Source organism: Streptomyces sp. NPDC001920, assembly GCF_053594495.1.
Map to the genome: position 1 here is coordinate 160039 of NZ_JBSFEP010000011.1, position 25272 is coordinate 185310.

General features: G+C 70.9%; 20 protein-coding genes, 2 tRNA genes and 2 pseudogenes. 8 read left to right on the forward strand and 16 right to left on the reverse strand.

Annotated elements, in window-relative coordinates; all coding sequences use genetic code 11:
- Positions 1-37 precede the first annotated feature (37 nt).
- Together ACWCPI_RS20315 and ACWCPI_RS20320 are read left to right on the forward strand one after the other, a co-directional pair.
- Positions 38-2236 (forward strand): elongation factor G-like protein EF-G2, encoded by a 2199-nt coding sequence (locus ACWCPI_RS20315; RefSeq protein WP_451039423.1) that lies wholly within the window; start codon positions 38-40, stop codon positions 2234-2236.
- A 189-nt stretch (positions 2237-2425) separates the two neighbouring features.
- Positions 2426-4087 carry a hypothetical protein gene (locus tag ACWCPI_RS20320; protein WP_451039424.1) on the forward strand — a complete coding sequence of 554 codons (1662 nt, stop codon included), beginning with the start codon at positions 2426-2428 and terminating at the stop codon, positions 4085-4087.
- 115 nt (positions 4088-4202) lie between these two features.
- On the opposite strand, the gene ACWCPI_RS20325 is transcribed toward ACWCPI_RS20320, so the two are convergent.
- Positions 4203-4751: an HIT family protein gene (locus ACWCPI_RS20325; RefSeq protein WP_388807050.1), complete on the reverse strand. Its 549-nt coding sequence runs from the start codon at positions 4749-4751 to the stop codon at positions 4203-4205.
- A 78-nt stretch (positions 4752-4829) separates the two neighbouring features.
- Here ACWCPI_RS20325 and ACWCPI_RS20330 point away from each other — a divergent pair, with 78 nt between their 5' ends.
- Positions 4830-5489, forward strand: a complete 660-nt coding sequence (locus tag ACWCPI_RS20330) for a potassium channel family protein (RefSeq protein WP_451039425.1) — start codon at positions 4830-4832, stop codon at positions 5487-5489.
- A 28-nt stretch (positions 5490-5517) separates the two neighbouring features.
- Here the strand turns inward: ACWCPI_RS20330 and thrS are convergent, their stop codons facing one another.
- The 3 genes from thrS to ACWCPI_RS20345 all read right to left on the reverse strand — a co-directional run bounded on the left by thrS (position 5518) and on the right by ACWCPI_RS20345 (position 9440).
- The gene (gene thrS, locus ACWCPI_RS20335; RefSeq protein WP_451039426.1) at positions 5518-7494 is read right to left on the reverse strand and encodes a threonine--tRNA ligase; all 1977 of its coding nucleotides are present in this window, start codon (positions 7492-7494) and stop codon (positions 5518-5520) included.
- Positions 7495-7638: 144 nt separating this feature from the next.
- Complete coding sequence (locus tag ACWCPI_RS20340; RefSeq protein ID WP_451039427.1) at positions 7639-8877, reverse strand: hypothetical protein; 1239 nt, start codon at positions 8875-8877, stop codon at positions 7639-7641.
- Positions 8874-9440, reverse strand: coding sequence for a DUF4365 domain-containing protein (locus ACWCPI_RS20345; RefSeq protein ID WP_451039428.1), 567 nt, complete (start codon positions 9438-9440; stop codon positions 8874-8876). The genes ACWCPI_RS20340 and ACWCPI_RS20345 overlap by 4 nt, the downstream gene beginning before the upstream one ends.
- 168 nt (positions 9441-9608) lie before the next feature.
- Between ACWCPI_RS20345 and ACWCPI_RS20350 the strand changes: the two genes are divergently transcribed.
- Positions 9609-10337 (forward strand): exonuclease domain-containing protein, encoded by a 729-nt coding sequence (locus ACWCPI_RS20350; protein ID WP_451039429.1) that lies wholly within the window; start codon positions 9609-9611, stop codon positions 10335-10337.
- Positions 10338-10512: 175 nt separating this feature from the next.
- Here the strand turns inward: ACWCPI_RS20350 and ACWCPI_RS20355 are convergent.
- A tRNA-Val gene (locus tag ACWCPI_RS20355) sits at positions 10513-10584 on the reverse strand.
- Between the two features lie 39 nt (positions 10585-10623).
- The gene (locus ACWCPI_RS20360) at positions 10624-11082 is read right to left on the reverse strand and encodes an SRPBCC family protein (RefSeq protein ID WP_451039430.1); all 459 of its coding nucleotides are present in this window, start codon (positions 11080-11082) and stop codon (positions 10624-10626) included.
- A 101-nt stretch (positions 11083-11183) separates the two neighbouring features.
- Between ACWCPI_RS20360 and ACWCPI_RS20365 the strand changes: the two genes are divergently transcribed.
- Positions 11184-13598, forward strand: coding sequence for an SCO7613 C-terminal domain-containing membrane protein (locus tag ACWCPI_RS20365; protein ID WP_451039431.1), 2415 nt, complete (start codon positions 11184-11186; stop codon positions 13596-13598).
- Between the two features lie 6 nt (positions 13599-13604).
- Here ACWCPI_RS20365 and ACWCPI_RS20370 read toward each other — a convergent pair.
- From ACWCPI_RS20370 to ACWCPI_RS20400, 7 genes and pseudogenes are all read right to left on the reverse strand, one after another.
- A pseudogene (locus ACWCPI_RS20370) lies at positions 13605-16339 on the reverse strand (exo-rhamnogalacturonan lyase family protein).
- 98 nt (positions 16340-16437) lie between these two features.
- Positions 16438-17036, reverse strand: a pseudogene (locus tag ACWCPI_RS20375) (hypothetical protein).
- A 10-nt stretch (positions 17037-17046) separates the two neighbouring features.
- On the reverse strand, positions 17047-17922 hold the full coding sequence (locus ACWCPI_RS20380) for a carbohydrate ABC transporter permease (RefSeq protein WP_451039432.1): 876 nt from the start codon (positions 17920-17922) through the stop codon (positions 17047-17049).
- Positions 17919-18875 carry a carbohydrate ABC transporter permease gene (locus ACWCPI_RS20385; RefSeq protein WP_451039433.1) on the reverse strand — a complete coding sequence of 319 codons (957 nt, stop codon included), beginning with the start codon at positions 18873-18875 and terminating at the stop codon, positions 17919-17921. The genes ACWCPI_RS20380 and ACWCPI_RS20385 overlap by 4 nt, the downstream gene beginning before the upstream one ends.
- A 14-nt stretch (positions 18876-18889) precedes the next feature.
- The gene (locus ACWCPI_RS20390; RefSeq protein WP_451039434.1) at positions 18890-20176 is read right to left on the reverse strand and encodes an ABC transporter substrate-binding protein; all 1287 of its coding nucleotides are present in this window, start codon (positions 20174-20176) and stop codon (positions 18890-18892) included.
- A 356-nt stretch (positions 20177-20532) separates the two neighbouring features.
- Positions 20533-20604 (reverse strand) — tRNA-Val (locus ACWCPI_RS20395).
- Positions 20605-20691: 87 nt separating this feature from the next.
- Positions 20692-21150: a TIGR02611 family protein gene (locus ACWCPI_RS20400; protein ID WP_451039435.1), complete on the reverse strand. Its 459-nt coding sequence runs from the start codon at positions 21148-21150 to the stop codon at positions 20692-20694.
- Positions 21151-21341: 191 nt separating this feature from the next.
- Between ACWCPI_RS20400 and ACWCPI_RS20405 the strand changes: the two genes are divergently transcribed.
- Together ACWCPI_RS20405 and ACWCPI_RS20410 are read left to right on the forward strand one after the other, a co-directional pair.
- Positions 21342-21755, forward strand: a complete 414-nt coding sequence (locus ACWCPI_RS20405) for an SsgA family sporulation/cell division regulator (RefSeq protein ID WP_004002642.1) — start codon at positions 21342-21344, stop codon at positions 21753-21755.
- A 287-nt stretch (positions 21756-22042) separates the two neighbouring features.
- Positions 22043-22603 (forward strand): CGNR zinc finger domain-containing protein, encoded by a 561-nt coding sequence (locus tag ACWCPI_RS20410; protein ID WP_451039436.1) that lies wholly within the window; start codon positions 22043-22045, stop codon positions 22601-22603.
- 82 nt (positions 22604-22685) lie between these two features.
- Here ACWCPI_RS20410 and ACWCPI_RS20415 read toward each other — a convergent pair whose 3' ends face one another.
- Both ACWCPI_RS20415 and ACWCPI_RS20420 read right to left on the reverse strand, forming a co-directional pair.
- Entirely contained in the window at positions 22686-22838 is a 153-nt protein-coding gene (locus ACWCPI_RS20415) for a hypothetical protein (protein ID WP_004002639.1), read from the reverse strand.
- A gap of 165 nt (positions 22839-23003) precedes the next feature.
- A complete protein-coding gene (locus tag ACWCPI_RS20420; RefSeq protein WP_451039437.1) occupies positions 23004-23447 on the reverse strand; it encodes a hypothetical protein in 444 nt (147 codons plus the stop codon).
- Between the two features lie 410 nt (positions 23448-23857).
- Between ACWCPI_RS20420 and ACWCPI_RS20425 the strand changes: the two genes are divergently transcribed.
- A complete protein-coding gene (locus ACWCPI_RS20425) occupies positions 23858-24379 on the forward strand; it encodes a DsbA family protein (RefSeq protein ID WP_451039438.1) in 522 nt (173 codons plus the stop codon).
- Between the two features lie 36 nt (positions 24380-24415).
- On the opposite strand, the gene ACWCPI_RS20430 is transcribed toward ACWCPI_RS20425, so the two are convergent.
- Positions 24416-25240, reverse strand: a complete 825-nt coding sequence (locus ACWCPI_RS20430; RefSeq protein ID WP_451039439.1) for a GNAT family N-acetyltransferase — start codon at positions 25238-25240, stop codon at positions 24416-24418.
- Positions 25241-25272 lie beyond the last annotated feature (32 nt).

Sequence of the window (25272 nt, forward strand, 5' to 3'; positions counted from 1 at the left end):
GCCCACAGTGACCTCACCGTGCACGGGAGGCAGGATCATGGGCGACAAGGCGAACGCACACCCCGGAGCCGCCGGCAGGGCAACGGCGGCCGACCACCCCGCATCCGTACGGAACGTGGTGCTGGTCGGCCACAGCGGATCCGGCAAGACGACTCTGGTGGAGGCCCTCGCGCTCACAGCGGGGGCGGTGAACCGGGCGGGCCGCGTGGAGGACGGCGGCACCGTCTCCGACTACGACGAGATCGAGCACCGCCAGCAGCGCTCGGTGCAGCTCTCTCTGGTGCCCGTCGAATGGGACGGCATCAAGGTCAACCTGCTGGACACCCCCGGATACGCCGACTTCGTCGGGGAACTCAGGGCCGGTCTGCGAGCGGCGGACGCGGCCCTTTTCGTCGTCTCGGCCTCGGACGGCGTGGACGGCTCCACCCGCATGGTGTGGGAGGAGTGCGCGGCGGTCGGCATGCCGCGCGCGATCGTCGTCACGCACCTGGAGGCCGCGCGGGCGAACTACGAGGAGATGACACGGATCTGCGCGGACGCCTTCGGCGGGGACGATCCCGACGCCGTGCTCCCGCTGTACCTGCCCCTGCACGGCCCGCAGGGCCCGGACGGGCACGCTCCCGTCACCGGTCTGATCGGCCTGCTGTCGCAGAAGCTCTTCGACTACTCCTCCGGTGAGCGCAAGGACTCCGAGCCGGGCGAGGACCAGCTGCCGCTGATCGAGGAGGCCCGCAACCGGCTGATCGAGGGGATCATCGCGGAGAGCGAGGACGAGACCCTCATGGACCGGTATCTGGGCGGCGAGCAGGTCGACGTCAAGACGCTGATCGAGGACCTGGAGCGGGCCGTCGCGCGCGGCACGTTCTTCCCCGTCCTGGCGGCCGCGCCCCCTGCCGACGGCGCCAGGCAGGGACTCGGCACGGTCGAGGTGCTCGAACTGATCACCCGCGGCTTCCCGACGCCGCTGGAACGCGAGGCACCCGGCGTCACCACGATCGACGGCAAGCCGCGCGAGCTGAAGCCGTGCGACCCGGACGGGCCGCTGGTCGCCGAGGTCGTGAAGACGGCGTCCGACCCGTACGTCGGCCGGGTGTCGATGGTGCGGGTCTTCTCCGGGACCCTGCGCCCGGACGAGACGGTGCACGTCTCCGGACACGGTCTGGCCGACCGCGGGCACGAGGACCACGACGTCGACGAGAAGATCGGCGCCCTGTCCGCGCCGTTCGGCAAGCAGCAGCGCACGCTCAGCCACGCCATCGCCGGTGATCTCGCCTGCGTGGCGAAGCTGAGCCGTGCGGAGACCGGCGACACCCTGTCGGCCAAGGACGATCCGCTGCTGATGGAGCCGTGGCAGATGCCCGACCCGCTGCTGCCGCTCGCCATCCAGGCGCACAGCAAGGCGGACGAGGACAAGCTGTCGCAGGGGCTGTCCCGGCTGGTCGCCGAGGACCCGACCATGCGGCTGGAGCAGAACCAGGCCACCCACCAGGTCGTGCTGTGGTGTCTGGGCGAGGCACACGCGGACGTCGCCCTCGAACGGTTGCGCAGCCGGTACGGGGTGCAGGTCGATGTCGTGCCGCACAAGGTCTCCCTGCGGGAGACGTTCGCGAGCAGGTCGGCGGGGCGCGGCCGGCATGTGAAGCAGTCCGGCGGGCATGGGCAGTACGCCATCTGCGAGATCGAGGTGGAGCCGCTGCCGGGTGGCTCGGGCATCGAGTTCGTGGACAAGGTCGTCGGCGGCGCGGTGCCTCGGCAGTTCATCCCGTCGGTGGAGAAGGGTGTGCGGGCCCAGGCCGCCAAGGGAGTCGCGGCCGGTCACCCGCTCGTCGACATCCGGGTCACGCTGCTCGACGGCAAGGCGCACTCGGTGGACTCCTCCGACGCCGCGTTCCAGACGGCCGGCGCGCTGGCGCTGCGGGAGGCGGCGGCCGATGTGAAGATCCATCTGCTGGAGCCGGTCGCCGAGGTGTCCGTCCTCGTCGGCGACGAGTACGTCGGGCCGGTGATGAGCGATCTGTCCGGGCGGCGAGGCCGCGTCCTCGGCACCGAGCAGACCAGCGGAGGCCGGACGGTCATCAAGGCCGAGGTGCCCGAGATCGAGATCGGGCGGTATGCGATCGACCTGCGGTCGATGTCGCACGGCACGGCACGGTTCAGCCGCCGCTATGCGCGGCACGAGCCGATGCCGCAGCAGATCGCGGAAAGGATTCGTGAAGAGGCGCGCGCCGCCTCGTAGTTCGCGCCGGGCGCCGCCGAGTGGCTGTGCGGCCCCGGTGGAACGCTTCCCTCCGCGTCGGCGGGCGGCTTCGGCCGTCCGCCGACGGTTGTCGGTGGCTGGGGATACGCTGATCATCGATCAACAGGTGTGCGCAGTACGGAAGTCGGGAAGGCCGCAGAAGCGACAGTGCGGCGATCGGGGGCGGGAATGACCGTTGAGGGCGGTTACGCGGACATCTTCGGTCCGCAGGTGCCGCGCACGGCCGGCGAAGGGCAGACGGCGACGTACGCGCTGGCCTCCGCGGCCTACCGGGACAATCCGTTTCAGGACATCAAGAAGGCCGACAACGAATGGCACCAGACGGACGTCAAGGAAGGCCGCAGGTGGGCGAGGATCTTCCGGCCCAACCTGGGTGAGGCCTTCTCGCGCGCCGTCGTCGACCGCATGCTCGACAGCGGCCGCAAGCCGCTGATCCAGTCCTTCGGTACCGAGCCGCAGGTGGTCGTCGAGCACTGTCTGGCCGCCAACAACATCCGCAAGGCCCGCGACCGGATGCTCTCCGCGATCACGGTGGTCTGCGGTGTGCTCTTCCTGCCCGGCCTCCTGGTGTGGCTGCTGATCTTCCAGCTGCGCACCACGATCGGCAAGGCGAACGAGAAGCGGGGCGGCGCTCTCGCCTCCGTGCTGCTCGTCGCGGCGGGCGCGCTGGCCGTGATCTTCCTGATCCGGATGCCGTTCGGCGGGTTCTGGGCGTGGTACGCCCGGGCCTGTGTCGTCATGCCCGTGGTCGGCTGGTTCTGGGCCAAGCAGGTCTGCGAGCGCACCGCGCGGGACCTGCGGGAGCGGTGGGACAGCCTGCTGGCGGGCAGCAGCGTCGGCGCGAAGGTGCCGGAGGCGGTGCCGACCAGCCCCAGCGAGACCCAGGCCGAGCAGCTGCGCCAGTCGCTCGCCAAGCTCAGCGCGGAACAGCAGTCCAACTCCGTGTTCTACGCCGGGCCCAAGGGGATACTCGGCATGGGAACCCGCTGGGGCAGCTGGCAGCTGGCCGAGAACCTGGCGCCGGCCGACCCCGGCCGGGAGATCCACCCCTTCCGCAGCTGGGACGTGATCCGCTCGATCCATGACCAGTTGCGCATGCTGGAGCGCGGTCCGCTCAACACCGGTGGTTTCCCCAAGCCTTCGATACGGCACTGGGTCGTCACGCCGATCGCCGAGGGCGCGAAGGCGGTGTCCCGGCCGGAGGGCACGGACGTCGAGGCGTACCAGGTCAAGCCGCACGCGATACAGGACATCTGCAACAAGCAGCAGTTCGGCAGCGGTGACCGGCACTACCTGGGCGTCCAGTGGACGCTCTGGGACGGGCAGTTGATCATCACGATGCTGATCACGGTGACCGTGCTGCACGAGACGTTGCGCATCGAGGTCACCGGGCACGCGCTCGGCCCGGTGAACGGGCTGTTCCAGGAGAAGCCCGAGGCACCGACCAAGGAGGTCGCCAAGTCGCTGAAGCCGTGGGAGACCCGCAAGATCAAGCTTCCGCTGGTGAACAGCGACGAGGTGGTACGGCTGGCGGTACGGGCCCCGATCTCCTGGTACCCGCCGCTGCTGAACTGGCTCGGCGGGACGATAGGCCTGCCCGAGCCGTTCGGGCTCCGGCACGCGTGGGCGGACCAGCCGTGGCGCCACCGCTTCATGGCCGACGACGCGCTGCGCGCGGCCACGCCGGTGCTGCGGGTGGTCCATGCCGCGGCGATCAAGGTCTTGGAGGAGAACGGCGTGGACACCGAGAAGTTCGGTGCCCGGTCCGCGTTCCTCAGCACGGCCGTGCAGGATCCGACGCCGAGGAAGGCGGACGTCTACGACGCGTAGGCCGCACCGGGCGGGTCTGGGCGACCGCCCCGAGGGTTGTGCCCCGGACCCGTTCGGTGGTGGCCTCGTCCTCAGGCGCCGGACGGGCTGATCGGCCCCACCGGCGGCCGGGGCGTCAAGCGTTCGGCCACGCCTCCGCCAGCATCTTCCGGGTGTCGGCGAGGAGCTGCGGCAGCACCTTGGTGTGTCCCACCACCGGCATGAAGTTCGTGTCGCCGCCCCAGCGCGGGACGATGTGCTGGTGGAGGTGGGCCGCGATGCCGGCGCCGGCGACCGTGCCCTGGTTCATGCCGATGTTGAAGCCGTGCGCGCCCGAGGCGGTGCGCAGGGCCGTCATGGCCTGCTTGGTCAGGGCGGCGAGCTCGACGGTCTCCGCGTCGGTGAGATCGGTGTAGTCGGCGACGTGGCGGTAGGGCACGACCATCAGGTGACCGCCGTTGTACGGGTACAGGTTGAGGACCGCGTACACCTGCTCGCCGCGCCTGACGACCAGACCGTCCTCGTCGGACTTGGCCGGGATCGAGCAGAAGGGGCAGCCGTCGTCCGCTCCGGGACCGGTCGGCTTGTTCTCACCCTGGATGTAGGCCATCCGATGGGGCGTCCACAGACGCTGGAACGCGTCCTGGATCCCCACTCCCCACTGCTGCTCCGGCTCACTCGTCATGCGTGCAGCATATGGCTTCGTCCGTTCGCGGCGTGTCGCCGGGGCGGCGGGAGGACGGTCACCAGCCAAGCTGGCCCGGTGGACCACGACAGCCCCTACACCCGCTGGGAGCAGCGCACCGAGATCCCGCTGTTCCTGGCATCGCTGGCCTTCCTGGGCCTCTATGCCGCCCGCGTCCTCGCCGAGAGCATGCCACCCGGCCTGCGGACCCTGTGCTGGGTCTCGATGCTCGTGCTCTGGGCGCTGTTCGCCGCGGACTACCTGGTGCGCCGGCGCCTCAGTGGCGAGCGCTTCGCCCGCTTCGTCAGGACGCACTTCCTGCACACGGTGGTGGTCCTCCTGCCCTTGCTGCGGCCGCTGCGGATCGTGCCGCTCTACGACGCCATCCAGCGCCGGCAAGGGGAGCCCCGGCTCTCCCTGCACGCACGCGTGATCGCCTACGCGAGCCTGTCGACCCTGCTCCTCGGCTTCGCCGGTGCCCTCGCGGTCTACCAGCAGGAGCGCGGAGCACCCGGTGCCACCATGCGGACCTTCGGGGACGCGGTGTGGTGGGCCGCGGCGACCCTCACCACGGTCGGCTACGGCGACATCACCCCGGTGACCTCGGGCGGCCGGGTGATCGCGACCGGGATGATGGCCGGCGGGTTGGCCCTGCTCGGCGCGGTGACGGGCTCGTTCTCCTCGTGGCTCCTTCAGGTCTTCTCCCGTGAGAGCGACAAGAGGCCCCCGGAGAGCTGAGCTCCGGGGGCCCTTCGTCGCGGTCCGATCAGACCTGCGTCCGCTCCTCGACCACCTGCGCGATCTTCGCGATGGCCTCGTCGAACGGGATGCCGTTCTCCTGCGAGCCGTCGCGGTAGCGGAAGGAGACGGCGTTGTTGGCCATGTCCTCGTCGCCCGCGATGACCATGAAGGGCACCTTCTGCTTCTGCGCGTTGCGGATCTTCTTCTGCATGCGGTCGGAGGAGGAGTCGACCTCGACGCGCAGGCCCTTCTTCTTGGCGGCCGCGGCGAACTTCTCCAGGTAGTCCACGTGCCCGTCGCCGATCGGGATGCCGATGGCCTGGACGGGGGCCAGCCACGCCGGGAAGGCGCCCGCGTAGTGCTCCAGGAGCACGGCGAAGAACCGCTCGATCGAGCCGAAGAGGGCCCGGTGGATCATGACCGGACGCTGCTTGGAGCCGTCCGCGGAGGTGTACTCCAGGTCGAAGCGCTCGGGCAGGTTGAAGTCGAGCTGGATCGTCGACATCTGCCAGGTCCGGCCGATGGCGTCCTTGGCCTGGACGGAGATCTTCGGGCCGTAGAAGGCGGCGCCGCCCGGGTCCGGAACCAGGGGCAGGCCCTGCTTCTCGGCGACCTGGCGCAGCGTCTCCGTGGCCTCCTCCCAGACCTCGTCGGAGCCGACGAACTTCTCGGGGTCCTTGGTGGACAGCTCCAGGTAGAAGTCGGTCAGGCCGTAGTCGCGCAGCAGGTTCAGGACGAAGGTGAGCGTCTTGTCCAGCTCGTCGGACATCTGCTCACGGGTGCAGTAGATGTGCGCGTCGTCCTGGGTGAAGCCGCGGGCACGGGTCAGGCCGTGCACGACGCCCGACTTCTCGTACCGGTACACGGTCCCGAACTCGAAGAAGCGCAGCGGCAGTTCACGGTACGAGCGGCCGCGCGCATCGAAGATCAGGTTGTGCATCGGGCAGTTCATGGGCTTGAGGTAGTAGTCCACGCCCTCGTCGAGCTGCATGGGCGGGTACATGCCCTCGGCGTACCAGTCGAGGTGGCCGGACGTCTCGAAGAGCTTCCCCTTCGTGGCGTGCGGGGTGTAGACGAACTCGTAGCCCTCTTCCTCGTGGCGGCGCCGCGAGTAGTCCTCCATGACGCGGCGGACGATGCCGCCCTTGGGGTGGAAGACCGCGAGGCCGGAGCCGATCTGCTCCGGGACGGAGAACAGGTCGAGCTCGTTGCCGAGCTTGCGGTGGTCGCGCTTCTCGGCCTCGGCGAGGAAGTCCAGGTACTGCTTCAGCTCGTCCTTCGACGGCCAGGCGGTGCCGTAGATGCGCTGGAGCATCGGGTTCTTCTCGCTGCCCCGCCAGTAGGCGGCGGCGTTGCGCATCAGCTTGAAGGCCGGGATCGCGCGGGTCGAGGGCAGGTGCGGACCGCGGCAGAGGTCCTTCCAGCACAGGTCGCCGGTCTTGGCGTCCAGGTTGTCGTAGATCGTGAGCTCACCGGCACCGACCTCGACGTCCGCACCGTCGTCGCTGGAGGCGGCGCCCTTGAGGCCGATCAGCTCCAGCTTGTAGGGCTCGTTCGCGAGCTCCTCGCGGGCGCCCTCGTCGGTCACGACACGGCGGGCGAACTTCTGCCCCCGCTTCTGGATCTCCTGCATCTTCTTCTCGATGGCCTTGAGATCCTCGGGCGTGAACGGCTTCTCGACGTCGAAGTCGTAGTAGAAGCCGTCCTTGACGGGCGGCCCGATGCCCAGCTTGGCCTCGGGGAAGAGCTCCTGCACGGCCTGCGCCATCACATGCGCGGTCGAGTGCCGCAGGATGTTCAGCCCGTCCTCGGAGGAGATCTCGACGCCCTCGACCTCCTCGCCTTCGGAGAGCACGTACGACAGGTCCTTGAGCTCGCCGCCCACGCGCGCGGCGATGATCGAGCGCTCGCCGGCGAAGAGGTCGGCGGCCGTAGTGCCCGTCGTCACCACGCGCTCTTCCCGCTCGGAATCGCGTTGGATGATCACACGGACGTCTGACACCGGTCTCTCCTGACTGAAGGGGGAATGCGGCGCCATACCAGGAGCGCGCGCATTACGCGATCGTACCGACCCCGGACGGTCGACCGCGAAACGGTCACCCTCGGCCCATGGGGAACTGCCGTCGGCGACCGTCGGGATCTGCCTTCAGTCCTCCCGTTCCTCCCCGCCGAACGTCTCCTCGAAGAAGGCCGTCACGTCCGCCGTCTCCTGCAGCGACTTCATCAGCCGGTCCCGCTCCGCCTCGTCCACCTGTACCGGTGCGACCCCGCAGGCCCCGGTGAGCCTGCGGAAGCCGCCTCGGCTCTCCAGCCGCCCGTGCACCCGCACCGGCAAGCCGACCAGGTGCGCGTGCCCGGCGATGCGGTACGCCTCCTCGTCCAGCGTCATCCGGACGTGCGGCACCTCGACGCCCGCGATGACCCGCAGCCGTACGGTGCCCTCCCCACGCGTGCCCGACCTGCGCATCCGGACGACCGCTCCCGTGATCTTGACCGGCACGGAGGGTTCCGCGCGCAGATAGCGGGCCCCCGCCTCGCGCAGCACGGGCAGGTCCCCGGGCGAGAACTCGACGCTCTCCCCACCGGCCGCGCAGTCCTCGGGCACCCCGGCCGCGGGCGCCCATTCGACGGCGATGCGCGCGCCCTCGGTGCCGCGTACCAGCGCGATGAGCGCCTCCGTGAGTTCACGGCTGACGCCCGCCTCGACGGCACCGTCGAAGGCGTCCATGCCGCCGGTGGCCCGGCGGTAGTCGATGGCCTCCCGGGCCGCGTACAGGGCCTGGTGCAGGCGTACGGCGAGCGGGCGCCCGGTGCCCACGGGGACGAAGGCGGTGAGGCCGCGCCCGCCGGCGGCGGAGCCGACGAGGACGTTCTCCAGCAGCGCGGCGGCCGAGCGGCGGTGCCTGGCACCGTGATAGCCGGCCCGTGCGCGGGTGGCGAGCGCGGCGGCGAGGAGGGTCCGGCGGGCCGCGGTACGCAGCTCTTCCTCGGCGACCCAGGAGGCGGCACCGGCAGGTCCGGCGGGCGCGTCCCGCCACCAGCGGATCTCGTCGCTGGGTACGGCGAGCCCGACCAGCACCTCGCGCGCGCAGGGCAGGCCGCTGCGGGAGAGGGCGAGGAGGGCCTCGCCGAGCAGGTCGTCGCTGTCGGGGAAGGCGCGGGACTCGGGCACGAGCAGGCTGGTGCCGTTGCCGCCCGGTCCGGGCGGGGTCCAGCGGCCGTAGCGCCCCACCGCTCCCCCGCGTCGCTGCCAGCCGTGCCGGTGCAGCAGGGCGCCGAACACGGCCGGGTCGACCTCGCGGGGCTCGGGGGGACGGTCCCAGGCGGCGTCGACCGGGTGCGGCCTGGCCTGCCGTGCGGGCTCCTCCAGCGGCCGGTGGGTCATGGTCTGCCTCCCGTCCCGACGCGCGTCATGATCTCGCAGAGCGCCCGGTCGTCGAAGATGCGTGACGTCGGTATCCGCACACTGGTCCGGCGCCGGCCGGTGACCGGGTGGCCGGCCAGGTTGACCCAGTAGCAGCAGTGCCGCAGATCGAGCCGGTCGTGGCCGGCCCGCAGCCACTGCTCCCGGGACCGGGGCACGATCATCACGACCAGGATCTTGTGCACCGAGACGGGGGTGCGGGCGAGCTTCGCCAGGTGGTCGTTGTCGAGCGTGAAGGAGAAGAACCGGCCCGGTGGGTTCGGCGGCACTTGGTACGTGGCCTTGAGCTGCACCTTGATGGTGACCTCGTCGTCGACCGTGTGGCCGGGCGCGCTGTGGCTGACGTGCCAGTCGATGCCGTTGTCCGGGAACGGCTGCGACAGCGAGCACCCGGCGGCCGCCGCGACGGCGTGCAGATAGCCCACCTGCAGTGTCTCCATGCACGCGGTGGTGGCGAGTGAACCGCGATGAGGGCCCGTCCGTTCGGGCAGCAGCCCGCCCCGCTCGGGCTGCGCTATCACCATGACCAACAGCCTTCCAAGCAAAGTGAATCCCCGTTGCGGACCGCTGAACTGCAAGGACCCGCACTCCTGTTGTGTCCTTCCGGCGTACGGCGCAAACGGTCCGGGTATCACCAAACGGGCAGAAGACGGAACGTCAGCTGCCGTGGGTGAACGAGGGGTTGTGTAGGTATGGCGTGCTGGTATGAGGGCCCGCTGGCGGCATTCGACACGGAGACGACAGGCGTGGACGTCGAGACCGACCGGATCGTTTCGGCGGCCGTCGTCGTCCAGGACGCCCCGGGGACCCGGCCGCGGGTGACCCGGTGGCTGGTGAACCCGGGTGTGCCGGTGCCGGAAGCGGCGACGGCGGTGCACGGGCTGACGGAGGAGCATCTTCAGCGCAACGGCCGCTGGCCGGCGCCGGTGATCCACGAGATAGCCGCCGAACTGGCGGAACACGCGGCCAGGGGGCGGCCGGTGGTGGTGATGAACGCCCCGTTCGATCTGACGCTGCTGGACCGGGAGTTGCGTCGGCACCGGGCTTCGTCGCTCGACCGCTGGTTCGAGTCGACACCGCTGCTGGTGCTCGACCCGCGGGTCCTGGACAAGCATCTGGACCGCTACCGCAAGGGTCGCCGCACCCTGACCGACCTGTGCGCGCACTACGGCGTGACACTGGACGGCGCGCACGACGCGGCGGCCGACGCGCTGGCCTCGCTGGAGGTCGTCCGGGCGGTGGGGCGCCGTTTCGCCGCCCGTCTGGAGCGCCTGTCCCCCGCCGAACTGCACACGCTGCAGGCGGTGTGGCACGCGGCGCAGGCCCGTGGGCTGCAGGCGTGGTTCGCGCGCAGCGGCTCGGAGGAGGCGGTGGACCCGGCGTGGCCCCTGCGGCCGGACCTGCCGGCGGCTGCCGCCTAGCCAGAGCCTGCCGTTCGGATCAGGTCGGCCGGGACGGACTGTTCCGCTCAGCCGGCCCGGACAGGACCCGCGACGCGGGGCATGGCTCGAACGACGGTCCTGGGCGCAACCACGGCCCCGGGCGGGTCGAGCACACGAAAAAGCCGGTCCGCTGCTGCGGACCGGCCCTTCCCGGTGGGCGATACTGGGTTCGAACCAGTGACCTCTTCGGTGTGAACGAAGCGCTCTCCCACTGAGCTAATCGCCCGGGAACGCACTGAACAATACAGGTCCCCGCGCGGTTCCTTCAAACCGCTTGTCGTCCGCCGGCGAGGTACGCGAGAAGCCCGCGCCGGCCGGCCCGCATCATCAGCCGGTGATTGACTCGGAAGACGGGCCGCCCGGGTACGGCGAGCCGCCTCAGCAGCGGCTTGTTCACGTCGACGACCTGGTCGTAGCGGGCGAGGCTGCCGCTGCCGCGCGGGACGACGGTCCAGCGCGCCCAGCCGTCGATGTCGCCGGACATGGTGATCTCCAGTACGCCCGCTTCCGGATCCCGCCGCGCCTCGCGCGCGGTGAACGTCATGGCGTACGGCAGGGCGGAGCGGATCGTGATCACGCCGCTGGTCTCGTCGATCCGGTCCACCTGACGGACCTGGGGCCACCAGCGGGGGTAGTCCTCGGGCTGGGCCAGCACGTCGTAGACGGTGCCGGGGGACACGGGCAGCGCCCACAGGCTGCGGAAGCGGTAGTGGCTCCAGTCCATGGCCCGAGTCTGCACCCGACCAGCGGGTTTCCGCCGCACTTGAGTACGTTCTGAGTACGCGCACTCATGCCGTACGACGTGACGCGAACCACACTGCAGCCATGACGCACTTTCCGCCACCGGCCGAGGAGTTGCGGCTCCTCGACGCCGAGCTGCTCCAACTGGACGCCCGCCGGGCCCAGTTGCTGCACCGCCGCGCCTGGCTGGTCTCCGCCCTGCACGCGGCGGCCGGGGCCACCCCGGCTCCTGTCACCACGCCACGTCCCGAAGCCTCGGCACCCCGGGTCCAGAACGTCCTGCTGGTGCTCGGCGGTGTCCTGCTCACCATCGCCGCGGTGGCGTTCACGCTGGTCAGCTGGGGGCACATGGGGATCACCGGCAGGGCCCTGGTACTCGGCGGGGTCACGGTGGCGGTGCTCGCCGCGCCCGTGGTGCTGCTGAAGCGCGGGCTGCGCTCGACGGCGGAGTCGGTGGCGGGCCTCGGCCTCGCGCTGACCGTGCTCGACGCGTACGCGCTGCACGCGGTCATGTTGGCCGACGTGGACGCCACGGAGTACGTCGCGGCCGCGTCGGCGGCGCTGGCGGCGCTGTGGACGGCGTACGGTCTGCTGCCGCGCCTGTCCGGGTTGCGTCTGCCGCTGCCCGCCGCCCTGGTCGTCGCCCAGCTTCCCCTGGCGCTCTGGGCGGTCGCCGCCGACCTGGGCCTCTACGCGGTCACGGCCGCCGTGCTCGTGACGGCCGGGATCGACGCGGGTGTGGCGCTCCGGGTGCCCGCCAGGTCCGTACGGATCACAGCGATGATCGGTGCGTACGTCCTGGGCGCCTGGGGTGTGTGGGCCGCCGGCTGGCTGTCCTGGACGGCCGACGGCCCGAGCGCCGCCGCCCGTGCGGCGGCGCTCCTCCTCCTCGCGGCGGGCGTCGCGCTGACGGTGGCCTGGCAGGAGACCGCCGCGAAGCACGCGGACGGCCTCGCGGTCGCCGCCGGTCTGCTCACGGTGGCCGCGTTCGGCGGCACGGCCCGCTCGGCGGTGCCGGACGGATGGACGGTTCCGGCCTGTCTGGCCTGCGGTGTCGCGTTGCTGGCGGCGGTACGGCTCAACCGGCTGCCGGATGCGGTACGGCGTGGGCTCGTCAGGGCCTCCGCCGCGGTACAGGGGCTCGCGCTGCTGTGGACGCTGCCCCCGCTGGGGATCATGCTGCTGGGTCCGGTGGGGTGGGCGGAGCGGGTGTGGTCCGGTGCCCCGGCGGACCTGCGGCAGGCGGTGACGGTGGACGCGCCGTGGCCGCCGGACGCCGCAGCGGTGCCCGTCGTCTCGGCGGTCGTCGCCGCCGTGCTGTTCCTCGCGGTGCGGGACGCGGTGTGGCGGCCCCGGGCCCTGACCGGTGTGCTGGTCCTGGTGTGGGCGACGGCGCTGGTCCTTCCGGTGGTGCTCGAAGTCCCGTACGTGGTGGGTCTGGTGGCGCTCGGGCTCACGGCGGCGGGCGCGCTCGCGGCGGCCGCGTGGCTGCGTCCGGCCGCGGCCCCGGAGGCGGAAGGGGCCCCCGCCCCGGGCGTCCCCACCCCCGCCCCGACCGCCACGGTCCTCGCCCTGTGCACCTCCGTCCCGCCCGCCTTCCTCTCCCTGGCCTCCGAGCCCGCGACCATCGCCGTACTGTGCGCGATGACGGCACTGTTCGCGCTCGCCTCCTCGAAGCCGCACCTCGCCCCGGTGACGGCCCCTGCCGCCCTCGCGTACGCCGCCGCGCTGGCCTGCTCGGCCGGTGCCGCGGCCGGCTGGCAGCCGCAGTACACCGCGCTGCTGGTCCTGGCCGTCCCGGTGGCGGCGGCCCTGCTCGCCGCACGGCTCAAAGGCTCGCCGGCGACGGTCCCGGTGGAGATCGCCGGCGCGGTCGCCGCACTGCTCGCCGTCGCACTGGTCGCGGCCGCGGCCGACCTGCCGATGCTCGCGCTGGTCCTGGCGCTGTGCGGGGTGATCAGCGCCGGGACGGCGATCCGGCCCGACCGCCGTCCCGTCGCCTACGCCTCCGCCGCCCTCTTCGTCCTGGCCGCCTGGGTGCGCCTGGCGGCCTGGGACATCGGGACACCGGAGGCGTACACGCTCCCGGTCACCGCCCCCGCGCTGCTCGTCGGTGCCCTGCGCAGGCGGGCCGACACGCAGGTCTCCTCCTGGACGGCGTACGGTCCCGGACTCGCCGCCACGCTCCTGCCGAGCCTCGTCACGGCCTGGGGCGACCCGCACTGGACCCGCCCCCTGCTGCTGGGCCTCGCGGCCCTGGCGGTGACCCTGCTGGGAGCCCGGCACCACCTCCAGGCGCCCCTGCTGCTCGGCGGCGCGGTGCTCGCCCTGGACGCGCTGCACGAACTGGCCCCCTACCTCGTGCAGGTGACCGACGCGCTCCCCCGCTGGGTGCCGCCGGCCCTCGCCGGCCTCCTGCTGCTGGCGATCGGAGCGACGTACGAGCAGCGCCTCAGGGACGCCCGCAGGATGCGGGAGTTCCTGGGAACGATGCGCTGAGCCGCCCTACGGCATCCGGTCCCCGAGCAGCGCCAGGTTCTCGATGGCGGCGAGGCCGTACAGCGCGGTGTCGTTCGTCGACACCCACGCGGCCTCGTCGCCCGGCACCAGCGCGTCCGGACCGCTCAGCTTCTCCGTCCGCCAGGGGGCCGACTCCTTGTAGCCGTCGGAGTTGTAGAACTTCTCCCACGCCCGCTCGGCGAGCTTCTCGTCACCGGTCTTCACGGCGGCGTACGCGTCCAGGCGCGAGTGGCCCTGGAACAGGATGAGGCTGCCGAAGTGGGAGCCGTAGCGCGCCGCCTGCTCGGCCTTGGTGGCGTTGAAGTAGCGGCAGTAGTCGAAGTAGGCCTCGTTGAACTTCGGCATGTCGACGAGGTCGACGAGTTCGGCGCACAGTTCGTTGAGGCCGAACACGGCGGAGAGGTGGGAGACGCTGACGACCGGCTTGTCGGCGACGGCGAACCTGCCCGTGTCGAGGTCGTACAGGCCGGTCCCCTGCACGAAGCCGTTGGGCTGGGCGGCGATCGTCTCCATGGTCGACAGCACGCGTGCCTTGGCCTTCTCCCACTTGGGGCCCTTGCGCTCCCACTCGGTCAGCCACGCCGACACGAGCCCGCTCCAGTCCGTGCCGAAGCCGATCGACAGGGCGTGCCGGTCGGGGGTGTACGGCTCGGTGCGGATCTTGCGGATCGGATCGAGGACGAGGAAGGTCTCGTCGGAGTCGACGTTGGCGTGCATGAGGTCGCCGACGCGTTCGTCGGCGGTGAGGAAGTAGTAGTAGCGGCGGTACGTGGTGTTGGCGATGCGCTGCTGCTTGGCGCTGTCGGCGTAGTGCTGCACACCGTGCCGGGTGCCGAGTCCGGCCCACTTGCCCAGGTGGTACACGTCGACCTCACCGGTGTGCCGGGTCATCGCCTCGGCGAACCGGAAGATGTCCGCGCGGCCGGAGCGAAGGTAGGCGAACCACAGCCACAGGTCCGGCGACAGCTCGGAGTTGTCCCAGGCGTAGCCGCCGATGTCGTACCGCCACTGGTGCCGCACGGTGTCGTACGTGTGCATGATGTCGCCGTGGTCCCAGAAGCCGTACCAACGGCGCATCTCCACCTGGTCCTTGTAGTAGGTGAAGAGGAAGTCGAGGTGGTCCTCGATCTTCGCCTTGGCCGGGGTGGACCGGTCCGGCTCGGCGTACAGGCCGTGGCCGAAGACCTTGGCCCTGATGAGCTGCTTGGGCGGGGCGGCCAGCTGCGGCAGCACCCGGACGGCCTCGACCTGCCGGACGAGCGTCTCGGGGCTCGGGGTGGACGCGTTGGCCCAGAAGAGGAGTTCGCAGGTGCGGGCGATGCCGTACGGCGTGCCGAAGCCGGGCTCGTAGTCCTCGTAGGTGATGTTGAGGCCTTCGAGCTGCTCGGGATAGGTGTCCTGGCCCATGCCGTCGTGGTAGAAGCGCAGGTCCATGGGCTGCGCCTCGGGCGACCAGAGCCACAGGGTGACCTCGGCCTCGTCGGTGTGGGCGTCGCGGATGTCGAGCTGGGCGGGGAACCTCTCCCAGAAGTCCCGCAGCCCGAAGGAGAGTCCGCCGCCGACCCCGCCGACGCGCCGAAGCCGGAGGCTCGCCGGCCGCCGCCCGCGCCGATCCAGCCGTGGCCCTTCTTGGTGCGCTTGCGCAGGGTGAAGCCGTCGGCGGACAGCTGGGAGAGGGTGTAATCGCCCCACTCGGGGATGTACTGCAGGCGGGTCGTCACCCGCTGGTCCCAGGTGGCGGGGTCGGGCAGCTTCCGCCCTGCGAACTGCGCCGCCTGCACGGCCGCCCCCGGGTCGCGGCGCAGTCCGGTGATCCCCTTGACGGCCTCGCGGAGCATGCCGGTGCCCTCGCCGCCGATGCGGATGTGGCGGTCGTAGGACTCGTCGCGCATCGGCACGCTGAAGCGGACGCCGATGCCGCGGATGAAGTCGCCGCTCGCCTTGCCCGGCTCCTGGGTGCCGTCGTAGGTGAGGGTGTGCACCATGCGGAAGGAGTCGGCGCCCGCGTAGAAGTAGAGCCGGATCGAGAAGGGAAGCCAGCTGCGGCTGCCCCTGCGGTGCTTGCCGTCGATCTTGACGACCGCCCGGACCGGGCCCTCCTGCTCGACCTCGACCCTGGAGATGGCCCCCTCGAAGCGCTCGGTCCTGACCGCGCCCTGCTCCTCGTCCTCGATCTCCGGCTGGCGGATCAGCACCAGCCGCCCGTTTCTGGCGATCTCCGTGGAACCACGGGTGACCGACTTGACGAGGGTCGCGCCCGACGTGCCGATCTTCGCGGTGATGACGCCGGTGGCCACGGTGATCACGCCGCCGCTGGTGTCGACGGTCACCTTCCTTTCCGGTACCGCGGCCTTTCCGGCGGCGAGGGTGAGCTTGCCGTTGCCGGAGCTCACGGCGTGCGCGGTCCACTTGAGGGAGCCGTCGGGCCAGTGGGCGAGCGGCCAGGACTGCACCGGCACGGCCCTGCCGTCCGCGTCGGTCACCGCGAAGGCCTGGCCCGGCTGGTACGTGCCCCTCGGCCACGGCACACCCACGGTGGAGCCGGGTGCGGCACCCAGGCCGCCGTCCTCCAGCCAGTTCAGGGTCACGGGGCCGTCGTCGGCCTCGGCGGCTCCGGGCGCGGCCTGCGCGTCCTTGGCACCCGGTGCCCAGCCGAACTGCGCTGCGGCTCCGGCGACGGCGGCCGCCTTGAGGAGGGACCTGCGGGGGATGGGGGACATGGCCTTTCCTTTCCGTGCGAGTGCAAGGTGGTCAGGGGCATGACAGAGAGGGCCTCATACGGCCCACGGGTCCTGTGCCGCGTGCGAGCACCGCCGCTTCAGCGGTGCCGGTACCGCTCCTCCACGGCGACGGCGGCCGCCGCGACGGCCCCCAGGACGGGGACCGCCAGCGGCGGGACGAACCAGGCGGACACGGCCACGACCGCCAGCCCGCAGACGACCAGGAACGACCCCGCGGGATCGAGCACGGTCCGCCGGCCGGCGGCCGCCAGCAACGCCCGCCAGGCCGCACCCGGCGTCCAGACCGCGGCCGCCCGCAGCAGGGCCACCGCGGCCCCGATCAGCGCGAAGACCCCGACCGCCCCGACCACGGGTCCACCGGGAATCCCGGCGCGGGCGGCCAGGACGTCCACCCACACGGCGACGGCGACCGCCCACCCGCCGAGCCCGACGGCCCAGCCGCGCCGCACGCCCGCCCGGAAGTCCTCGGCGAACTCCCGCAGGCCACCGCCGTCGTGAGCCGTACGACGCCGCAGATGCCGCGCTCCGGCGGCGAAGGCCGCGGGTAGGTGACGACCCCGAGGCAGGCCACGGCGATCCAGACGCCGGTGAGCAGGCATTCGGCGAAGACCGCGAACCGCTCGCCGAACACCGACTCCCCGCGCGGGGCACGGGCCTTCACGCGTGCGTGCGCCATGGTGACCGCCTCAGCCCTTCAGTCCGGAGGTCGCCATGCCGTCGATGAGGTACCGCTGGAAGGCCATGAAGAAGGCGATGACCGGCACCAGCGCCACCAGCGACATCGCGATCATGCTGCCGTAGTTGGAGATGCCCTCCTGGTCGCGGAACATCATCAGGCCGAGCGAGACGGTGTACTTCTCGGGGGTGTTGAGGTAGATCAGCGGCCCCATGAAGTCGTTCCAGGCGTTGATGAAGGTGAAGATGGCGCTGGTGATGAGGGCGGGGCGGCTCAGCGGAAGCACGATGGACCAGTAGGTCCTGAGGTGCCCGCAGCCGTCGAGCCTGGCGGCCTCGTCCAGCTCGCGCGGCAGTCCGCGCATGAACTGCACCATCAGGAACACGAAGAACGCCTCCGTGGCCAGGAACTTGCCCGCCACGAGCGGCACCAGGGTGTCGGTGAGTTCGAGGTTGCGGAAGAGCACGTACTGCGGGATGAGCAGCACGTGGTACGGCAGCAGCAGCGTGCCGATCATCAGCGTGAAGAGCAGGTTCCGCCCGGCGAACCCGATCTTGGCGAAGGCGTACGCGGTCAGCGAGCTGGACAGCACCACACCGGCCACGGCGAGCAGGGCGTACACCAGCGAGTTCCAGAAGAAGCTGCCGATGGAGATCCCCGAGATGCCGTCGGCGAGTCCGGAGAAGTTCTCCCGGACCGGCGCGGTGGGCAGCAGGTCGAGGCTGGCGATGATGTCCTTGCTCGGCTTGAAGGAGGCGCCGACCACCCAGACCACGGGATACAGGACGACCGCGAGGACGACGAGCGCGCCCAGGTGCCAGGCGATCGATCCGGCGCGCCGCCGCTCGTTCCCGGTGTGCGGGGCGGGGCTGACGGCAGTGGTCACTTGGCGGCCTCCTCGTAGTGCACCCACTTCTTCTGCGACCAGAACAGGACCGCCGTGACGAGCGCCACCGCGACCACCAGCGTCCAGGCCATCGCGGAGGCGAAGCCCATCTGGGCCTCCTTGAAGCCCTTCTGGTAGAGGTAACAGGTGTAGACGAGCGTGGCGTCGGCGGGCCCGCAGCGGGTGTCGGAGACGACGTAGGCGGAACCGAACACCTGGAACGCGTGGATGGACTCCAGCAGCACGTTGAAGAACAGCACCGGGGAGATCATCGGCAGCGTGATGTTCCAGAAGCGGCGCAGAGGGCCGGCACCGTCCACCTCGGCGGCCTCGTACAGCTCCTGAGGGACCTGCTTGAGGCCTGCCAGGAAGATGACCATGGGGGCGCCGAACTGCCAGATGCTCAGGGCCACGAGGGCGTAGATGACGTAGTCCGGGTTGCCGATCCAGCCGCCCACGTCGAGACCGAAGATCTTCTGCGTACGGTCCACGATCGCGTCGTCCGAGAACAGTGCCCGCCACACGAAGCCGACGGAGACGCTGGCGCCGATGAGCGAGGGCATGTAGAACGCGGCCCGGTACAGGCCCTGTCCGCGCCGCTTCTGCGCGAGCAGCAGCGCGACGCCGAGCGCGAGCAGCAGCTTCAGGGGGGTGGCCACGACGACGTACTTCAGCGTGACCTCGACCGACTTCTGCCAGCGCGGGTCCTGGAACATCGTCGTGAAGTTGTCCAGCCCCACCCACTTCGGCGGCGTGAACAGGTTGTAGCTGGTGAACGCGTAGTACAGCGACGCGATCATCGGCCCCGCCGTGAGCAGCAGGAACCCCGCGATCCACGGCGACATGAAGAGGTAGCCGGCGAGGTTCTCGCGGCGCCGCCCGCGCCGCCCGGCGGCGGGAGCGGCGGGCCGCTTCCCGGCCGGGCGCGCGGGCGCTTGCTTGACGAGCGTCATGGCGGTACGTCCCCTCAGCCCGCGAACGCGGCCTTGGCCTCGCTGAACAGCGCCTTGGCGGCGTCGGCCGGCTTGGTCCTGCCCTGGGCGACCTCGCCGCCGATGCGCAGGAACGCCGCCTCGATGACGTCGGCGCCCGACGGGTGCGGGGTGATCTTCCCGAGGACGCCGGCCTCGGCGACCTGCTCCTCGTAGGCCTTGACGCCCTTGTTGTTGGCGTCGGTGGGCGTGAAGGCGTCGTACTGCTCGTTCGTGGCGAGGATGCCGCGGTCGTAGCCCATGACCTTTCCGACCTCGGGGTCGTGGACCATGAAGTCGATGAACTGGGCGACCTCCTTGGGGTGCTGGGTCCCGGAGAAGGCGCTCAGCATCAGCGAGCCGAGGTACTGGCCGGTCCGCCTGCCGTCCGTGGTGGGGATCGGCGCCAGCCCGTAGTCCGACTCGCCCTCGCCCTCGTAGCGGATGGAGAAGTTGTCCCAGGTGAACTCGGACGCGGCGAGGCCCGCCGAGAGCGCGGACTTGGGCTTGACCTGCTCGACCTTCTTCGGGTCGGCGACGAGCCCGGACTTCACGCGCTTGTAGCCGTCCTCCCACCACTCGGTCAGATCGTCCTCGGTGAAGCCGAGCGCGGTGTCGGTGAAGAAGGCCTTGCCGTTCTGACGCAGGTACAGGTCGTAGAGATACATGATGCTGAAGTAGCCGGTGTCCCCGGCGATCTTCAGCTTGTCCTGGATCGTCTGGAGCGCGTCGAAGTACTCGTCCCAGGTCCAGCCGAACTTCGCCTCCACGCCGGCCTTCTCGAAGGCCTTGAGGTCGATGACGAGCGCCATGGTGTTGGCGCCGACGGGGATGCCGATCTGCTTGCCGTCGACCTGGCCGTTCGCCAGAACGCCGTTGCGGAAGTCGTCCAGGCTCAGATTCCCGGCGTCCGCCTGCGCCTTGAGGTCCATCAGGACACCGCGCTTGTCGTACTTGCGCAGGAAACCCACCGCATTCTGGAAAACGTCCGGCGGATTCCCGCCGGACGCCTGCGTCTGGAACTTCTCCCAGAACGCCTCGTAGTCGGTGAATTCAGGCTTGATCTTGATCTTCGGGTACTTCTTCTCGAAGAGCGCGATCGTCTTCTTGATGGCGATGGTGCGCGGCTCACCACCCCACCACGCGTAACGGAGGGTGACCGTCCCGTCTCCGGAACCGCTGTCACCGCCGCAGGCGGTCGTCGCACCCAGGCCGAGCGCGGCCGCGGAGGCCCCTGCCGCCTTCAGGATCGTACGCCTCTCAACATTCCTGCTGGTTCCCATGGTCGGGCCCCTCCCCGCAGCGTCGCCTCCGACGGCATGAATCGTTTCAAGTAAGCGCTTGCTGGCACAAGCTACGAGGGGGCCAGTGATGCGTCAATGATTCGGACAGGAATTTCTTGCGGGCCGGGGCGGCGACTTGACGGGCCGTCGGAGGCGCCCCGGCAGCCGGGCCGTCCAACTCCGCAGGCAGGACGGGCGCGACCGAGGAACCGAAAGCAAACCGGACCTGCGCACACGGCTGCCGGTCGGCCAGAACCGGCCCGTTCGGGCAAGGCCACCACAGGGCCCTCACACACGGAAGCGCACATACGACGGCGGCCCGTCCGCTCTGTCGCAGACGGGCCGCCGCATCCGGGTGGGCGATACTGGGTTCGAACCAGTGACCTCTTCGGTGTGAACGAAGCGCTCTCCCACTGAGCTAATCGCCCGGGCGCAGGAAGAACATTACCCCATGTCAGGGGGTGCGGGTGACCAGCGCGGAGCCGCAGCGGCCGAGGCCCGCACCCCGTCGCGGATCACTGGTTCTCGATCTTCCAGGGCATGACGATGCCGAACTTCCACAGGTAGATCCCGACGAGCACGCCCACGATCACGAGGCCGATCGACGTCAGGATGATGTTGCGGCGGCGCACCTTCGGGTCGAGGGCGCGCTGCGCAGCCTCGGTCACCTTGCGCTTGGTCCAGCGCAGGACGAGCTGGGCCCAGACGAACTCGGTCGCCCAGACCGCCATGCCGCAGAAGATCACGACCCAGCCGGGACCGGGCAGCGGCAGCATGACGATGCCGGCGGCCACGATCGCCAGGCCGATGATGAAGACGCCCACCTGCCAGCTCAGATGCAGCACACGGCGCGCCTTGATGAACTCCGGCGCTCTGGAGCCGAGGCCCTGCTCGCTGTCGCCCTTCACACCGTCCACTTCAGTCTCGTCCGCCGCCACGGCAACCTCGCCCGGCTCGTCACTCCCCGTATTCATACGGCCAAACCCTACCGGACCGAAACCAGTCACCGGAATGGCCGTACCTCGCAAACGGGTTCTCGGCCGGAAGAGTTACGTAAACGCACGCAAAACACTCAGAGGGGTTTACAACGGCACCGTAGGTGGCATGTCGATTTCGCCGACGTGCGAATCCCCGAGCGCACACTGAGCGAAAGGCCCTGGCGCTTATGAACACCACGGTCAGCTGCGAGCTGCACCTGCGCCTCGTTGTGTCGAGCGAGTCCTCCCTGCCTGTCCCCGCAGGCCTGCGGTACGACACGGCCGACCCCTACGCCGTGCACGCCACCTTCCACACCGGAGCCGAGGAGACCGTCGAGTGGGTGTTCGCCCGCGACCTCCTGGCGGAGGGCCTCCACCGGCCCACCGGAACCGGCGACGTCCGCGTCTGGCCGTCGCGCAGCCATGGCCAGGGCGTCGTGTGCATCGCCCTGAGCTCCCCGGAGGGCGAGGCCCTGCTTGAGGCACCTGCGCGCGCCCTGGAGTCCTTCCTGAAGCGAACAGACGCCGCCGTGCCTCCCGGCACGGAGCACCGGCACTTCGATCTCGACCAGGAGCTCTCGCACATCCTGGCGGAAAGCTAGGGCGAGGCCGCACAAGCCGCCCGGTGCCGTCGACTCGGGGAGACGGCTCGGGCCAAGACAGCCGTACAGCGGCATGCAGCAGCGCCGCCTCCGCTCAGCGGAGGCGGCGCTGCTGTGCGTGCACGCGCATCCGTCGGGCCAGGGGCCCTGCGGGAACCGTCGGCGCTCCCTCGGCGTTGTAATCGACGTCACCAGTAGGGCCTGGGCCGGTACAGCCCGGGCAGATGCCGTTACCATCGGCCACCATCGGCGGGCGCCCGCCCGACCCTCAGGCCAGGGAGCGAAACGTGCTGATCACCCATGACACCCGGTGTGCGCTCGATGCCGTGGTGGACCTGGTGAACACCGCCCCGGAGGACGACACCGCCCCGGACGGCCTGCCGGACGTCACGGCCCTGGCCGAATTCGTACGAAAGCACGAAATCAGCGATGTCGGTGTGCTCTCGGAGTTCGATCTCTCGGCGGTGCGCAAGGTGCGTGGACGGTTCGCCTCGATCTTCGAGGCGGCGGACGCGCGTGTCGCGGCCGGGCTGATCAACGAGCTGGTCGCCGCCGCGGGCACCACCCCCCGCCTCACGGACCACGACGGGTACGACTGGCACGTGCACTACTTCGCCCCCGGTGCCTCCGTCGCCGACCACCTGGCGGCCGACTGCGGGATGGCACTGGCGTTCTTCGTGGTGGCCGGGGAGCAGGAGCGACTGCGGCGCTGTGAGGCTCCGGACTGCCGCCATGCCTTCGTGGATCTCTCCCGCAACCGCTCACGGCGGTACTGCGACAGCCGTACCTGCGGAAACCGCCTGCATGTGGCCGCCTACCGGGCGCGCCGCAAGGAGGCGGCCGGCTGAGCGGCAGGGGCCGTGCACGGCGGGCACGGCGAGTGTGTCGACGCGGACCCCGGCGGGTGGCGCCGGGGACCGCGAGTACGGCTCAGAGCAGCAGCAGATCGTGCAGCGCAGCCATGAGCAGCAGACACCCGATCACCGCAAGGAAGATCATCAGCGGTGGCTGGGAAAGGGCGAAGAGGCACCCGCGAGGCTCGTCCTGAGGGGGCGCGGCCTCGCTTTGAGTCGTGTCCAGCATCTCGCGGCGATGATGACGCAGTTGCCCCTCACCGCGCGATCACCACGCCCGCGATGAGCGGGTCTTCGCTGTTTTCCGCGGTCTCCGGTCCGAGTCGTGATCGCTTACGGACGGGCGGCGACCCACTGTGTCGTTTCCCCTCCACCCAGGGGGTTCAGCCAAGGCTCATATGCCGTGCTTCTTGAGGATGGCCTCGATGTCACTGAAGTCGTCCCCGGCGTCGGCTCGGGGTGCGGTCGCCGGGCGCTTCGCCTGCCCCGAGCCCGGGCCCAGGGAGGGCGCCGAGGCCGACGGGGCCACCGCCTCGCGCTGACCGGCCGCGCGCGCTTGTCCGCGCTCCTTGCCGGTGCCGCCGCGACGGCGCTCCACCGCCCGGGTACCGGCGAACAGCAGCCAGGACGCGCCGAGGACTCCGAAGCCCGCCCAAGCCGTCGGGCTGAAGGCGGTGTCGGCCAGCCAGTCGACGACCCCGGTCATCACCAGGCCGAGCGGCACCAGGGAGTACGCGACCAGACGCGTGGCCGCGAGGAACCTCTTGCGGTAGGCCGTGACCGCCGCGATGCCCAGGCCGGCCGCGGCGACGGCGGAACAGACTGTCTCGGCAATCATCCGGGCCTCCTGGCAGGCAGGGTCGAGGTCACGGCACTTCGTCCCTTCCATCCTGCACCGCGGCCACCCCGCCGGGCCATGCCTGGCCCCGACATCAGGGACATCTCGGGGTCGCCTCCTCCGCAGGTGCCGGTCGATCCGCTCGGCGCCCCCGCCGGCACGGCACCGCCCGGGGCGCCTCCGCGATCGATCCGTGCCTCCCTGTGCAGCACGGCCGAGCGGGCGTCGAAGCGCGGGTTCCCGCTGCCCTCGGAGGGCCTCTCGTCGGGAGCGGTCCCCGCCGGTGAGTCCCGGCGCCGCACATCCCGCGGTCCGGGCCGTGCCAGGCTCGGGTACGGAACACCGGTCCGCCCTCGCCGGAGCACGAGGCCGGGTTGGGCCGTCCGCGCCGGTGCTGGGAGACTGGCGCCATGAGCGACTCCTTCCCCTACCGTCCCGCCGCCGTACTGGAGGTCTGGTGCGAGCTGCAGTGCCCCGACTGCCGCAGCGCCCTGGACGATCTGCGTGCCCTGCGCGCCCGCTACGGCGACCGGTTGGAGCTGCGGCTGCGGCACTTCCCGCTGGAGAAGCACAAGCACGCCTTCGCCGCCGCCCAGGCCGCCGAGGAGGCCCTGGAGCAGGGGCAGGGGTGGCCCTACGTCGAGGCCGTGCTGGACCGGGTCGAGGAACTGGACCGCAAGGGAGAGTCGTTCCTGGTCGAGGTGGCGCGGGAGCTCGGCCTGGACGCCGAGGAGTTCGACACGGCCCTGATCGACGGCCGGCACATCCTGATCGTCGACGCCGACCAGGCCGAGGGCAGGGCCCTCGGCGTGACCGGCACCCCGACGTACATGATCGACGGCGAGCGCCTCGACGGCGGCAAGAGCCAGGAGGGGCTGCGCCGGCGCATCGAGGAGATCGCCGACCGGCTGCTCGCCGAACAGAGCGCCTGACCGAACGCCTCCGGTCCCGGCGCCGGTCCCCTTCCGCTACAGCAGCGTCTTGTAGAGGCTGTACTGCTTCGTCTCGTAACCGAGCGACGCGTAGAGCCGCTCGGCCGGGGTGTTGTCCGCGAAGACGTTCAGACCGAGGACCCGCTGCCCCGCGGCGATCGCCTGGGCCTCGGCCAGCAGCATCAGCGTGCGGCCGTGGCCCCTGCCGCGGTGGGTCGCCTCGGTCTCGACGTCGAAGACGTAGGCGCGGCCCTCGACCGAGGCCAACCACAGCGTGCCGACGCGTGTCCCCTCGTGTTCGAGGACGCTGAGGTACACGTCCGGCGTGCGCGGGCCGTCCGGCAGCAGGGCGGCGTGGTCGCGCTCGGACCTGGCCCGGGCCTCGTCCTGCGGGACCCCGCGCCGCACCCAGTCCCGGATGTAGTTCTCGCTGCCCCTGGCGAGCCACGGCCCGTACTCGGCGTCCGTCATGGGGCGCGCCCGGCTGCCCGCCGGCAGTCGGGGCGGAGTGTCGCCGAGCGTCTTCTCCATGCCGCGGTTGCGCACGACATAGCCCAGCGCCGTCGCGAGCCGGAGCGCCGGTGCGGCGTCCGCGGGGACCGCCACCTCGATGCGCTTGCAGCCCCAGCCGCGCGCCACCTCCTCGGCCGCGAGGGCGGCCACGGTGCCCCGGCCGCGCCGTCGGTCCGGCACCTCGATGCACAGCTGCGTCACCCGGGCCACCGCCTCCCCGAAGACGGGGTGCGTGCCGAGGTGGAGGCCGCCCACGGGACGGCCGTTCACACACACCTGGTAGCGGCGCGAGCGCGTCCCGTCCGCATGGCGCTGAAGCGGCTCGGTCGGCCGCAGGGTCGTGGTCATCAGGGGTGTTCTACCCACCGTTGCGGACCACG

What these genes read in the sequence shown, in the direction of transcription:
- ACWCPI_RS20315 (WP_451039423.1), top strand. Translation starts at nt 38, where the DNA reads ATGGGCGACAAGGCGAACGCACACCCCGGAGCCGCCGGCAGGGCAACG.
- ACWCPI_RS20320 (WP_451039424.1), top strand. Translation starts at nt 2,426, where the DNA reads ATGACCGTTGAGGGCGGTTACGCGGACATCTTCGGTCCGCAGGTGCCG.
- ACWCPI_RS20325 (WP_388807050.1), bottom strand. Translation starts at nt 4,751, where the DNA reads ATGACGAGTGAGCCGGAGCAGCAGTGGGGAGTGGGGATCCAGGACGCG.
- ACWCPI_RS20340 (WP_451039427.1), bottom strand. Translation starts at nt 8,877, where the DNA reads ATGACCCACCGGCCGCTGGAGGAGCCCGCACGGCAGGCCAGGCCGCAC.
- ACWCPI_RS20345 (WP_451039428.1), bottom strand. Translation starts at nt 9,440, where the DNA reads ATGGTGATAGCGCAGCCCGAGCGGGGCGGGCTGCTGCCCGAACGGACG.
- ACWCPI_RS20350 (WP_451039429.1), top strand. Translation starts at nt 9,609, where the DNA reads ATGGCGTGCTGGTATGAGGGCCCGCTGGCGGCATTCGACACGGAGACG.
- ACWCPI_RS20360 (WP_451039430.1), bottom strand. Translation starts at nt 11,082, where the DNA reads ATGGACTGGAGCCACTACCGCTTCCGCAGCCTGTGGGCGCTGCCCGTG.
- ACWCPI_RS20365 (WP_451039431.1), top strand. Translation starts at nt 11,184, where the DNA reads ATGACGCACTTTCCGCCACCGGCCGAGGAGTTGCGGCTCCTCGACGCC.
- ACWCPI_RS20385 (WP_451039433.1), bottom strand. Translation starts at nt 18,875, where the DNA reads ATGACGCTCGTCAAGCAAGCGCCCGCGCGCCCGGCCGGGAAGCGGCCC.
- ACWCPI_RS20390 (WP_451039434.1), bottom strand. Translation starts at nt 20,176, where the DNA reads ATGGGAACCAGCAGGAATGTTGAGAGGCGTACGATCCTGAAGGCGGCA.
- ACWCPI_RS20400 (WP_451039435.1), bottom strand. Translation starts at nt 21,150, where the DNA reads ATGAATACGGGGAGTGACGAGCCGGGCGAGGTTGCCGTGGCGGCGGAC.
- ACWCPI_RS20405 (WP_004002642.1), top strand. Translation starts at nt 21,342, where the DNA reads ATGAACACCACGGTCAGCTGCGAGCTGCACCTGCGCCTCGTTGTGTCG.
- ACWCPI_RS20415 (WP_004002639.1), bottom strand. Translation starts at nt 22,838, where the DNA reads ATGCTGGACACGACTCAAAGCGAGGCCGCGCCCCCTCAGGACGAGCCT.
- ACWCPI_RS20420 (WP_451039437.1), bottom strand. Translation starts at nt 23,447, where the DNA reads ATGATTGCCGAGACAGTCTGTTCCGCCGTCGCCGCGGCCGGCCTGGGC.
- ACWCPI_RS20425 (WP_451039438.1), top strand. Translation starts at nt 23,858, where the DNA reads ATGAGCGACTCCTTCCCCTACCGTCCCGCCGCCGTACTGGAGGTCTGG.
- ACWCPI_RS20430 (WP_451039439.1), bottom strand. Translation starts at nt 25,240, where the DNA reads ATGACCACGACCCTGCGGCCGACCGAGCCGCTTCAGCGCCATGCGGAC.